A 12,321-nucleotide genomic window follows, 5' to 3' on the forward strand; every position below is an offset into this window, starting at 1 on the left:
TCAATCCTTTTCGTTATTATCACGCACTTGAATCATGTTATTAAACACGTCAAAAAGTGCTTTTCCTTCAGGCCAATCACCAATATTGACATCGGTGTTTATATGCCCTAGTGCACCAACAGGGATCAATTCAGCCTGCCAATGCTTCGCAAAAAAATGAGCCTGTTCGATACGACAGTAGGGATCATTACTGCTGGCACACATCACGCAAGGGAAAGGCAACGGCGTTAATGGTGGCGTGCTATAACCTGTAATAACCTTCGGAAAGTCATCTCGCTGGACATCCGGCACTGCCACCATAAAAGCCCCTTTTATCATTGCCGCTTTCTCTGGATAACGTTGGCACCAGTGTGCAACCGTGCTTCCGCCTAAACTGTGAGTGATAAACATTGTCGGCCCTGATACACTGTCGACTAACTTATTCAATGTCGACACCCACTTATTGCAATCTGGATAGGCCCAGTCTTCTTGTTCCACCCAATAACTACCAACAAATTCTTCAAACCAAAATCGCTGCCAATGCCCTGCTAGAGAATTAAGATAGCCGGGTACAAATATAATATTCATTATCCATCTTCCTGAAGCATATTGATCTTTAAAGCTTAAACGATATTCAAAGTGTATCTTTTGTATTCAAGGAGTCGAGGGGTTAGCCTACACTTTTATTTTGGCGGCATCATTTGAAAGGATTGTGCAAATGCCATCAAGCTTAACCTTGGTTTATCCTCATCCGTCTTAAGCCATTGCTCACCAAACAAAAGTACTCTTGTTTTTTCATTAATGATAATAAACTGGTTGAGAAGTTCATTACCTTCAGATGATTGACTAAATAACCATTCTCCCCCATTAAGCCCATTCACTTCCACCGATTTTTTTGAGATTAACCTAGGCTCCAGTTGAGATTGCCCTAATTGTGCCAAGTAGTTGTCGAACAAAATCTGCACTGCTTCATCTTGGGTGTATTGTTGACTTTGTAGTGAAATCTTTTTCACAATCAACATTCGATAAATCGACCTGTCCATCGCCGCAGGGCCAAAACTGACATAATCGCTCTCTTTACTAAACTGCTCTTTCATTTGCATATAACGATATTCATATGTCTCTTCTTTATGGGGAAGCGCGATTGAAAAATCACCGTTAGGAGAAAAATAACGATCTTGACGAATGTCTCCATCAGTAAACTTAGGAGCAGGAAATAACCCGGCAATATCCCCCCCAGTTGTAGAAGAGCAAGCTGAAATAAAGACAAACATGCTCAATAATATGACTAATCGCAGAGGCATGAATAAAGCAGATACAAGCACAGAAACAAGATTGTTAGACCAAACCATAAAAAATCCTTTTAACTGAGTGCTATTATGATGAGGATAAAGTGTAGTCAATGAGGAATGAGAACGCTAAATAATACGCAGACAGATAGATCAATGATTGCTCGCAGACAATAATATTTTTAAATTATAAATAAGTAGGTTACAAAAAACGAATAACAGTGTAATACAAAGCACTACTCTGTATATCTTTCGCTGAATATTCCCACTGAGACACAGCTTTAACCGCTGCAAAACCAAACCGTGTTTCTGAAGCATTGTAAATTTTGACGTTTTGAGGAACGAATAATTCACCTTGAGAATTAGGCTTTATTGATAATGTAAAGGTCACCGCAGCACAACCAGGCTCATGGGGCGGTCGAAATACCTTGTTTGAATGCGGGGCCTTAAAAGGAATTTCAGGGTAAACAGCCAACACTTTAACCTTTGGATGATCAGCGCGCATAGCGTTAATATTATCGATATTGCCACACATTGCTTCTCTAGCAGCAGCTTGTAAACTCATCAAACAAAGCAAAAAAACAAGACAATATTTCATCTACACATACCCAGTCACCGATAATTAAATGAGCTCAAACATACTCAAAAACAAGACATTAGTATCAAGTCATATTGATATATACCCAAACCACTTGAAAGTGCATGTTTTCAGAGCCCGTAAAAAGGCTTAATTCAAGGCGCATTATTGAAAGAATGCTTATTGCCTTTTGAGGTGATGCAACGTAGAAGTTAGTCTTTTTACAGGCTCCCAACGGGCTGGTTTAAAACACTTTTATTCTGCGTTATTGAATATCAACTTAGAATAACTAAGCCCTCAACTCAATGCCTTGCCTAAACGCGTTTTAATTCCAGCTGAATCCTGCATCTTCAAGTGGTTTGGGTATATTAACTTATATTACTAAATGAACGTCTCTCCGTAATCATACACTTATTCAACCTTTATCAGCAATCAAACTTGATTTTTATTAAATCAATTTCATTAAAATAAGGCATCCTTAATATAATACCGCTAAGCAACTCATTTTATCCTAGTCTTTTTTACTTGATGCACAACAATAGTCATGCTATGAATTCCTCAACCAATACAAGCAAATTCACGCCACTAGCTGGTGCCATTAACAAAAAAATCCTGATGAGTTATCACCTCCCCCCTTCATGTAAATCCCTTTTACCAAAAAGCAGGTCCATGGCATTGAGGCACCTTACCTTGGCAGTGAAACCTCGTGATTACTTAAGCTTTTCAAATACCAAAACATCGGCTAACTGAGATAAAAGCAGAGCACCTGATAATGACACATTATCAACAGTATCAAGTCGCCTATTGAATTTAGACACATATTTAACCATTGCGTATTAAATATCGTCACCAGCAAATTGATTGATTTCCTCTCAAATGGCTAAACACGTTACCCATTTTTCTGTGGGAAGATATCACTTTAACGAAGGTTATGCCGATCCTACGGTGCTCCAAAACCCTTACAATATTAGGCTATAAACGCCCAAGTCACGACAACTAATATAACACTCAGCCATACTATGGCGCGGATCTTTTAATAGCATGGGCATACACGGTTAACGTAAACATTTTGACATAGGCACACACTCAAGCTTCACCCCTGAAGGGTGCAACCAAAAGCTGGGTTCTTGCGCAATAAAGCCAAGGCTCTGATAAAAGGGAACGGCATTTAACGAAGCCGACAAAGATAATGCCTGCACACCTGTTTCTATCGCCTGTTGTTGTAGTGCAAGCGTCAATATTTTCCCAATGCCCCTACCATGATGAAAAGGGTCAACAAACACAGATTCAAGCGATTGTTTATCGCTATCGATAAAACCAAAGCCTAAAACCTTACTTTTTTCTTCATATACAATAGCCTTGAGTGTAACCAAAATATGAGAAAAATCTTTTGGCATAGGTGAATCAGCCCAAGCGCTAACCTTCTGAGCTGCATAAAATTGAGCACAACTTTTTAAAATAGCCTCTGTTCGAATAGCCCAAACTCTCTCGACATCTTGATGTGTTGCAAAGCGGATACAAGGGTTAACTTTAACATCCATGAAAAACCTCTTAGATTCCCTATAAGAATCCATATACTTCAATGACAAAACCAATCTATATTAAAACACAATCGCAGTCCACCACCGTCTAGCCCTAAATGAAGAATATCTAATCATTTATTAATATATTGAATTTAAATGAAGTATTTAAATTCGTTGACACTCGTTACCCCGAATTCAGGTTTATTAAGCCAGACTTGACAGAAGAACAATCAATTTAAAGTTTTTATCTAAACTGTTTAACCTCACTATTGTAAGTGCAGGTTATGTAAACCAACTCGCATCAATTAAATACCAAGTTAATCATATTAAGTAACACTGATATTGATATTACCCTACGTTTAAAAATACTTTTTATTAACAATAATACTTATATGAGTAAATTACGTTGTTTATTAACTTTAATAAATATAATTTAATATCGATTTTAATAAAGCGTCATAAAGAAAAAATAAGTAAAAGAGGTGAGAATGAAACTATCTAAAATAGCAACATTAATAACAGCAGCATCTTTAAGCTTTTCCGCTGCATCTGAGGTTGATAATAATCGCTATATTATCAAAGTTGATAATAATAATAAAAAAGTGATCAAAGCACTCGCCCAAAAACTCGGTGCTAAAATAAACCTTGATGGTAATGGGTTTTTCTCAGCAAGTTTCAAAGGAAAAGCACTTTCTCAGGTTAAAAGTTTACTCAACAACACGAATATCCAATTAATTGAAGTGGATCAACCCCGCTATTTATTCTCAAACACGACTAATGCCAAAACACTGGCCACCGAAACAGTTTATCAAGATGATAGTGGCGATCCTACGCTCACTCAAGTCACACCCTATGCGATTTATCAATCTCAAGCAGACCAAGTCAGCTTTAACACCAATGCAGGAATTAAAGTCTGCATTATCGACTCAGGCCTTGATGCCAGTGCAACCGATTTCAATTGGAACAACATCAGCGGTGATAATGATTCAGGCACCGGCAATTGGAATGAAAATGGAGGGCCTCACGGTACGCATGTTGCCGGAACCATCGCTGCATCAAACAATGACATTGGTGTTGTAGGAATGGCGCCTGACGTCGACTTACACATTATCAAAGTTTTTAATGAAGATGGTTGGGGTTATTCTTCTGATCTTGCCAGTGCCGCGCAGCTTTGCCAAGATGCTGGCGCCAATATTATCAGCATGAGCTTAGGGGGAAGTGGATCGAGCACGACAGAAGAGGCAGCCTTTCAATCTTTTGCCGACTCAGGTGGACTCGCGGTTGCCGCTGCAGGCAATGATGGCAATGCTATACGATCCTACCCTGCAGGTTATCCCGCTGTCATGATGGTGGGCGCAGTGGACGGTGACAACAATATTGCTGATTTTTCTCAATACCCAAAATGTTCAACTGGCTTCTTATTTAATCAACAAGAAAACGATCGTGTTTGTGTCGAAGTGAGTGCAGGAGGTGTCAATACACTATCCACCTATCCTGAAGATATGGCAACCTTAGCCTCATTGTCTGCAGATAATGTGAGCTACGAAAGCAGTGCTATGGAAAACTTAGGCACGGTCTCTAAGGTCAGTAGTTATTATATTGGCACAGCCGAAGCCGTTGATAGTAATGCTAACGGAAAAGTGTGCCTTATTGATAGAGGTAATAACACCTTCTATGAAAAAGTCGCTAATTGTGAAAGTTCCGGGGGAGTAGGCGCCGTCATCATCAATAATGTCTCAGGCGTATTAACAGCAACATTAGGTACAGATAATGACACCACTATTCCAGCCATTGGAGCAGACTTTAACGACAAAAGTGCGCTTTTAACGGCCGCTAGCATCAGTATTGATATTAACACCAGTGACTACGGTTACATGAGTGGCACTTCCATGGCCACTCCCGCAGTATCTGGTGTTGCTGCATTAGTTTGGTCCAATCATAATCAATGCTCAGGGGAGGAAATTCGCAACGCATTAATACAGTCAGCCTTGTATCCTGGCACCGATGGATCAGCGCATGATGTGTACTATGGCTATGGAATTATTCAAGCTGCTAACGCCAATCAGTATTTAATCGATAATCCTTGCACAGGTTCATCGTCACTTTAATTCACTGCTAAATCTCTATAAAACGGATTAACAAGAGTGCAAACGTTCTTTTTTGCACTCCTGTTATTTGATAAATGATGCTTTATTAAGCGACGTTAAACATGAGGTAAAAAAGTATCCAACACTTTTTGCTGCAGCCGCTTACCATCGGGATCAGTTTGCGTTTTGATATGACAAAAGTCCTCTGCCCATTGTGAAGTTCTCATACGCACTGGTGGGCTATCCATGACGATACAATCAAGCACCACTTGTGCGACTTCTTCACTCGTTTGATACACACCATCATCACTTCGATTTTTCGCACCTTGAATATACTGCTCTATAATGGGTCTATATTCATCATCCCGCATGCCACCTGCTTCTTGAAATTGACTCAAGGCATTATTGGCAAACTCCGACACTATCCCACCAGGTTCAACAAGTGTAAAACTCACATTGAAACAAGGCTGAATGTAACTCGCCATCGACTCAGTGTACCCTTCAACGGCAAACTTAGCTGCGCAATAAATCTCATTAAAAGGCTGACCCACCAATCCTCCCACAGAGGAAATGTTAATAATATGCCCCGTTCTTGCTTCACGCATCTTAGGCAATACAGCTTTCGTGCAGCGAATAACCCCCAATAAATTGACATCCAACGCCCACTTGATCTCTTCTTCTGTCGCTTGCTCTGTGGTTCTGATAAAACCTGCTCCCGCATTATTAACGAGAACATCGATTTTACCCACTTTTTGTAAAATCGCATTAATGCAAGTTTGAACGCTACTCGACTCCTCTACATCAAGCTGTTTAACAATCAGTTCTTCGCCTATTTTAATACCCTGTTTGTGTGCTTCATCCAATAACGCTCGATTTTTATCAAGGTTTCTCATCGTGGCATAGGTCACCATCCCCTGTTTTGCTAACATGATTGATAAATGCAGCCCTAACCCTGTCGATGCGCCCGTTACTACAGCAACTTTAGCCATTGCTAACTCCATAATTGATGAATACTCACAATGATTAAGCAAATTACGCCTTATCGATATAAAATACGATATAAAAATCGTTAATATTCACCCAATATCACATTAATTTTTTCATTTCCCTGAACTTGCACAAGTCTCAATCACTACTTACCCTTAAATTATTCCTCAAGCGGTTTCGCATAGTCGTATGGCTGCATCTCTCTATCTGAAGGCAATCAATGGAAAATGAACAGGCATTTTTACAGTTTTGTGCAATTAAAAAGAGTTATGACCGCCACCAGTTGGTCGTTAAAGATTTTAATTTAAACATTGCAGCAGGTGAATTTGTCACCTTACTGGGTCCATCAGGATCAGGAAAAACCTCTGTATTAATGCTAGTCGCCGGATTTGAAGGGGTAACCAGTGGTGACATTTTACTGAATGGGCACTCAATAAAACGCCTTGCTCCACATGAACGTAATATTGGTATGGTATTTCAAAATTACGCCCTTTTTCCTCACATGACGGTATCACAAAATCTTGCTTACCCTTTAAAAGTCAGGAAGTGGTCAAAAAAACGACGTGCCCAGCAAGTTAACACCTTTCTGGAAATGATTGAACTCACTGATTTTTCGCACCGATACCCCAGTCAACTCTCCGGAGGACAAAAACAGCGTGTCGCGTTAGCCAGAGCACTTATTTTTGAACCAAGCTTAGTCTTAATGGATGAGCCACTAGGAGCATTAGATAAAAAGCTTCGAGAGCAAATGCAACTTGAAATCACTCAATTACATCAAAAGCTCAAATTTACTGTCTTATACGTGACGCACGATCAAGAAGAAGCATTAACCATGTCAGATAGGATCGCCGTCTTTAATCAAGGTGTTGTACAACAGTGCGCCAAACCCCAAATGTTATATGAGCAACCCAGTAATGCATTTGTCGCAGGCTTTATTGGTGAAAACAATATCTTGGTAGGCCATTGTATACGTCAAGAAACACAACAGACGAAGATTAAGCTCTCGAATAATCAGCATATCAATGTCAGCACCAATCAAACATTACAACCCAATCAAGCCTGCATCATCTCAATTCGTCCCGAAAAAATCATTATGTCCCCCATAAATACCGCATCAAAAGACATTCAAGCCAACGCATTAATTGCCACATTCTCTTTTAAACATTTTGTTGGTGATTACATTCGTTATTATTTCCAACTCAGTCATGAAGATAGTCCTAAAAAGCAAACCATTATTGTGAAAAGCCTCAACACTCACCACCCACAGAACTTAGCCCCACAGGATAAAATGCAGTTAACTTGGCCTATGGAGCATGCACATATCTTTCCACTAGAAAGATAAAAAAACCGTCATTGTGTCTAAAGACTGGCAAAAATAAACTACACTCCAAAGAGTTTATGTACATCGATTAAGGAAAAACTAATGCAACACTCAGTGATGTTCTCCCTACTCCTTTTTCTTAACCAATTCATTTTCTCTGCTTTTGCTGAAGACTCCCCCTTAACGGTTGTCTCTTTTGGCGGTGCTTATGGTGCCACACAGAAAAAACACATGATCGATCCCTATGTGGCCAAAACAAAAAAAACAATATTATTTGACAATTATTCTGGGGGTGTGGCAGAAATGAAGGCGCAGGTCGAGGCCAATAAAATTCTTTGGGATGTGGTCGATATTGAAGCCATTGATTTAGAGCGCGCCTGCAGTGAAGGGTTACTTGAAGTGATCCCCAAAAGCATTTTACACAAAGGCACTAATGGTACCCCCGCCGAGCAAGATTTCTTACCCGAAGCCCTAGCGAACGAGTGTGGTATTGGGATCATGGTTTGGGCTAATATTTTTGCCTTTAATACAAAAACTATCGGAAAAACGCCCCCCACCAGCATTAGTGATATCTTTGATACACAGAAAATTCCCGGTAAACGTGCGTTTCGTAAGCGCCCACAAGTCAACTTAGAGTGGGCACTGCTGGCCGATGGCGTCCCCAAAGAAAAAATCTACCAAATCCTAGCCACAGAAAAAGGCCAACAAAGAGCCTTTGCTAAACTCGATACCATTAAAAAGGACATTATCTGGTTTAACAGTTGGTCTCAAGCCCCCCAACTGCTCAATGATGGCGGTGCCGTTATTGTTCAATCTGCCAATGGCCGCATTTATGATGCCATAGCAAAAGATAAAAAGCCTTTTCAAATAGTCTGGGATGGCAATTTATATGATCTGGATGTGTGGTCGATTGTCAAAGGCACTCAACATAAGCAAGCCGCCTTGGATTTTATCGCATTCGCCACAAATTCCAAGCCCTTAGCTGGTATGGCTGATATTGCTTACGGTCCCACCAGAAAATCATCAATGGCCTTTGTTTCATCTGATGTACTCCCATTTTTACCCAGCTCACACATGCCAAAAGGGATAAAAGTCGATTCGCTTTTTTGGAGTGATTATGGTGAGTCTTTAGGCGTCAAATTCAACCAATGGTTATTGGAGAAATAGCCCGTTTTATTAGCTTAACGAATTATTGGGTTATTGAATGACTCAATTAACGACTTAGCGAAACGCCAAATGAGTGGATGATTCGATTAACGCATAGCTGAAATGAGCAGATGATTGGCCACTCATTCACCAATAACATCACCGCCCCCAGAATAAGGCTCAGCCAATATGGCACATATTTTTTTCAAAGTCATTGCTATTCTCTTTATTCATTTATTTGGCCTTATCTCTGTCAGTTTCGCAGAAGAAAACGAGCTCACTGTCGTTTCTTTTGGAGGTGCTTATGGAGCCATACAGAAAAAATACATGATTGATCCTTATATGGAGCAAACTCAAAATACCTTATTATTTGATAGCTATTCTGGTGGCGTGGCAGAAATTAAGGCGCAAGTAAAAGCCCAAAAAATACTATGGGATGTCGTGGATATTGAAGCCATTGATTTAGAACGTGCTTGCAGTGAAGGTTTGTTAGAAGTGATCCCAAGGAGTATTTTACCCAAAGGCAGTAACGGCACAGCTGCTACACAAGATTTTTTACCTGACGCTTTAACCAATGAATGCGGAGTCGGTGTTATTATTTGGGCAAATATTTTTGCTTTTAACACGAAAACCATTGGCAACATTCATCCAAAAACAATCAAAGATATCTTCAACACCAAAAAAATCCCCGGTAAACGCGCCTTACGTAAACGACCACAAGTGAATTTAGAGTGGGCGCTACTTGCTGATGGTGTACCTAAGGAAAAACTCTATGAAGTACTGGCTACAGAAGCAGGTCAACAAAGAGCCTTTGCTAAACTCGATACCATAAAAGATGACATTATCTGGTTTAACAGCTGGTCTCAAGCCCCTCAACTGCTCAATGATGGTGGTGCAGTGATCGTTCAATCTGCAAACGGGCGTATTTTTGATGCGATAACAAAAGATAAAAAGCCTTTTCAAATCGTCTGGGATGGCAATTTATATGATCTTGATGTGTGGTCAATTGTCAAAGGCAGCGAACATAAAAAAGAAGCGCTGAATTTTATTGCTTTTGCAACAAGTACTCGACCATTAGCAGGATTGGCCAATATAGCATATGCCCCCACCAGAAAATCCTCAATGGCTTACGTCTCTTCCAGTATCTTGCCCTTTTTACCGACCTCACATATAAAACAAGGTCTCAAAGCCAATTCTCTCTTTTGGAGTGATTATGGTGAATCTTTAGGCGTCAAATTTAACCAGTGGTTATTAAAATAACATGAAGTCACAACATCAGCACTCTTCACACTATACCGTCCTTTCTGCAGATGAAAAAGCCGCCGCTCGTGCAGAGCATCACCGCCATCAATGGCTAGCTTTTTCACTGACGCTTCCCTTAATTTGCTTTCTCGTTTTTAGCTTTATTGCACCTATTGCAACACTCTTATTTCGTAGTGTTTATCATCCTAATGTACAACAATTAATACCTCAAACCATCGCATTACTGAATCAGTGGCAAGGTGATAAACTGCCCAATGAACAAGTGATGACCCAGATGGCGCTTGAATTAAAAGTACTTGCCAAAGAAAGGAAAGCCGGTCAATTGGCACAAGAAGTCAATCGAAATTTACCTGGCGCTGCCTCTTCAATCAAAATCAGTGCAAGGAAATTAGGTAAAATAGACGACGCAATATTATTACATCAAGGCCAAGATTATTTATTCAATAGTCATCCTAACTGGAAAAACAAAGCCATTTGGACAGCCATTAAAGAGGCAGGTCAAGTTATAACGGCCCAATATTATTTAACCGCTTTAAGCCTTGAAAGCACAGTGCAAGGACACATCCAATTCAAGCCAGAAAACAAACTTTATATTGATTTGTTTTTTAAAACCTTAAAAATGGCATTCATTGTCACCAGTTTGACATTAATATTAGGCTACCCATTAGCCTATTACTTAGCACATGTTCCAAGTCGCACAGCCAATATCTTATTTATCTTCGTCTTATTACCCTTTTGGACATCCATACTGGTCAGAACCACAGCTTGGATTGCACTATTACAAAGCCATGGTGTAATAAATTCAACGCTACTTTGGCTTAATATTATTCAACAGCCCTTACCATTACTATACAATCAATTTTCAACCATTTTGGTCATGACACATATTCTATTACCTTTAATGATCTTACCCCTATATTCAGTAATGAAAAGTATTGACCCTTGCTATGTCCGCGCCGCAGGTTCATTAGGTGCAAAGCCAATTCGGATTTTCTGTACCGTCTATTTCCCCATGACATTATCAGGAGTCAGCGCCGGTATATTATTAGTATTCATTCTCTTTATTGGCTATTTTATTACTCCTGCATTAGTCGGAGGAACCGATGGCCAACTTATTTCTAATATTATTGCGTTTCACATGCAAAAATCCAATAACTGGGCTCTGGCTTCTGCACTAGGAGCCTTACTGCTCTTATTTATTATTATACTTTATTGGGTTTTTGACCGATTAACCGATCCCAATAAGCTGAAATTGGTATAACATTATGGCTCATTACCCTAGCTATTATAAGATGTCACAAAAGCTATTTTTTATTATATTAAAGCTCTTTTCTTTTTTAGTTCTATTTTTTCTAATCTTACCTCTACTTATTGTGATCCCACTATCCTTTAATGCCGAGCCCTATTTTAGCTTCACTCAAAGCATGCTCAATCTAGACCCCCAAGCCTATTCACTAAAATGGTACCAAGCCTTTTTTACCACTCCAATTTGGCTAACGGCCATTAAAAATAGCCTCTTCGTTGCCGTGATCAGCACTCTTCTGGCCACTGTGCTCGGCACACTTGCCGCTTTGGGGTTAAATGCGAATACCATGCCTTTCAAACGATTCATTATGGCACTTTTTTTATCCCCTATGATCGTTCCTCTGATTATCACTGCGGCGGGCATGTTTTTCTTCTATGCAAAATTCAACCTTGTTGGCAGCTATTTAGGCTTAATACTCGCGCACACTTCATTAGGGATCCCGTTTGTCATCATTACAGTCTGCGCAGCATTAAAAAGCTTTGATCAAAGCTTATATAATGCCGCACGCTTATGTGGCGCGACCCCCTTAAAAGCATTTTTTACGGTCACCTTTGTGCTGATTAAACCCGGTGTGCTATCAGGTGCACTCTTTGCTTTTGTCACCTCTCTCGATGAAATCGTATTAGTGCTTTTTTTAGCTGGCCCCGAGCAACGTACCATTCCAAGGCAAATGTTCTCTGGCCTAAGAGAGCAAATCAACCCTACCATACTTGCGGTTTCCAGCTTGCTGACCTTAACAACACTTTTACTCCTCATTACCATTTTAGTCGTACGTCATAAAGAAAAAGCACATGTGAACCATGAATGATTCATGCCATAGGTATATTCATTTCAAAAAGCATC

Annotated in this window: 11 protein-coding genes; 6 read left to right on the top strand and 5 right to left on the bottom strand. The window is 39.9% G+C overall.

The annotated features are described in order from the left end of the window. From Q0779_RS10485 to Q0779_RS10500, 4 genes are all read right to left on the bottom strand, one after another. The gene (locus Q0779_RS10485) at positions 1–567 is read right to left on the bottom strand and encodes an alpha/beta hydrolase (RefSeq protein WP_298772358.1); all 567 of its coding nucleotides are present in this window, start codon (positions 565–567) and stop codon (positions 1–3) included. A 95-nt stretch (positions 568–662) separates the two neighbouring features. Then, entirely contained in the window at positions 663–1,331 is a 669-nt protein-coding gene (locus Q0779_RS10490; protein ID WP_298772360.1) for a hypothetical protein, read from the bottom strand. A gap of 139 nt (positions 1,332–1,470) precedes the next feature. Next, complete coding sequence (locus tag Q0779_RS10495; RefSeq protein WP_298772362.1) at positions 1,471–1,866, bottom strand: hypothetical protein; 396 nt, start codon at positions 1,864–1,866, stop codon at positions 1,471–1,473. A 1,034-nt stretch (positions 1,867–2,900) separates the two neighbouring features. Then, a complete protein-coding gene (locus tag Q0779_RS10500) occupies positions 2,901–3,386 on the bottom strand; it encodes a GNAT family N-acetyltransferase (protein WP_298772364.1) in 486 nt (161 codons plus the stop codon). A gap of 470 nt (positions 3,387–3,856) precedes the next feature. Between Q0779_RS10500 and Q0779_RS10505 the strand changes: the two genes are divergently transcribed. Next, positions 3,857–5,476: a S8 family serine peptidase gene (locus Q0779_RS10505; protein WP_298772366.1), complete on the top strand. Its 1,620-nt coding sequence runs from the start codon at positions 3,857–3,859 to the stop codon at positions 5,474–5,476. A 95-nt stretch (positions 5,477–5,571) separates the two neighbouring features. Here the strand turns inward: Q0779_RS10505 and Q0779_RS10510 are convergent, their stop codons facing one another. Next, entirely contained in the window at positions 5,572–6,444 is an 873-nt protein-coding gene (locus Q0779_RS10510) for an SDR family oxidoreductase (RefSeq protein WP_298772368.1), read from the bottom strand. A 218-nt stretch (positions 6,445–6,662) separates the two neighbouring features. On the opposite strand from Q0779_RS10510, the gene Q0779_RS10515 reads away from it, so the two are divergent. The 5 genes from Q0779_RS10515 (at position 6,663) to Q0779_RS10535 (ending at position 12,286) form a co-directional block, all read left to right on the top strand. After that, on the top strand, positions 6,663–7,784 hold the full coding sequence (locus Q0779_RS10515) for an ABC transporter ATP-binding protein (protein WP_298772370.1): 1,122 nt from the start codon (positions 6,663–6,665) through the stop codon (positions 7,782–7,784). An 81-nt stretch (positions 7,785–7,865) separates the two neighbouring features. Beyond that, positions 7,866–8,930 carry an ABC transporter substrate-binding protein gene (locus Q0779_RS10520; protein ID WP_298772372.1) on the top strand — a complete coding sequence of 355 codons (1,065 nt, stop codon included), beginning with the start codon at positions 7,866–7,868 and terminating at the stop codon, positions 8,928–8,930. Between the two features lie 168 nt (positions 8,931–9,098). After that, positions 9,099–10,169, top strand: coding sequence for an ABC transporter substrate-binding protein (locus Q0779_RS10525; RefSeq protein WP_298772374.1), 1,071 nt, complete (start codon positions 9,099–9,101; stop codon positions 10,167–10,169). Position 10,170: 1 nt separating this feature from the next. Further along, the gene (locus Q0779_RS10530; RefSeq protein ID WP_298772376.1) at positions 10,171–11,433 is read left to right on the top strand and encodes an ABC transporter permease; all 1,263 of its coding nucleotides are present in this window, start codon (positions 10,171–10,173) and stop codon (positions 11,431–11,433) included. Between the two features lie 4 nt (positions 11,434–11,437). Beyond that, positions 11,438–12,286, top strand: coding sequence for an ABC transporter permease (locus Q0779_RS10535; RefSeq protein WP_298772377.1), 849 nt, complete (start codon positions 11,438–11,440; stop codon positions 12,284–12,286). The last annotated feature ends 35 nt before the right edge of the window (positions 12,287–12,321 follow it).

It is taken from the genome of uncultured Shewanella sp. (assembly GCF_947491715.1).
Lineage (GTDB): Bacteria > Pseudomonadota > Gammaproteobacteria > Enterobacterales > Shewanellaceae > Shewanella.

What these genes read in the sequence shown, in the direction of transcription:
- Q0779_RS10485 (WP_298772358.1), bottom strand. Translation starts at nt 567, where the DNA reads ATGAATATTATATTTGTACCCGGCTATCTTAATTCTCTAGCAGGGCAT.
- Q0779_RS10490 (WP_298772360.1), bottom strand. Translation starts at nt 1,331, where the DNA reads ATGGTTTGGTCTAACAATCTTGTTTCTGTGCTTGTATCTGCTTTATTC.
- Q0779_RS10495 (WP_298772362.1), bottom strand. Translation starts at nt 1,866, where the DNA reads ATGAAATATTGTCTTGTTTTTTTGCTTTGTTTGATGAGTTTACAAGCT.
- Q0779_RS10500 (WP_298772364.1), bottom strand. Translation starts at nt 3,386, where the DNA reads ATGGATGTTAAAGTTAACCCTTGTATCCGCTTTGCAACACATCAAGAT.
- Q0779_RS10505 (WP_298772366.1), top strand. Translation starts at nt 3,857, where the DNA reads ATGAAACTATCTAAAATAGCAACATTAATAACAGCAGCATCTTTAAGC.
- Q0779_RS10510 (WP_298772368.1), bottom strand. Translation starts at nt 6,444, where the DNA reads ATGGCTAAAGTTGCTGTAGTAACGGGCGCATCGACAGGGTTAGGGCTG.
- Q0779_RS10515 (WP_298772370.1), top strand. Translation starts at nt 6,663, where the DNA reads ATGGAAAATGAACAGGCATTTTTACAGTTTTGTGCAATTAAAAAGAGT.
- Q0779_RS10520 (WP_298772372.1), top strand. Translation starts at nt 7,866, where the DNA reads ATGCAACACTCAGTGATGTTCTCCCTACTCCTTTTTCTTAACCAATTC.
- Q0779_RS10525 (WP_298772374.1), top strand. Translation starts at nt 9,099, where the DNA reads ATGGCACATATTTTTTTCAAAGTCATTGCTATTCTCTTTATTCATTTA.
- Q0779_RS10530 (WP_298772376.1), top strand. Translation starts at nt 10,171, where the DNA reads ATGAAGTCACAACATCAGCACTCTTCACACTATACCGTCCTTTCTGCA.
- Q0779_RS10535 (WP_298772377.1), top strand. Translation starts at nt 11,438, where the DNA reads ATGGCTCATTACCCTAGCTATTATAAGATGTCACAAAAGCTATTTTTT.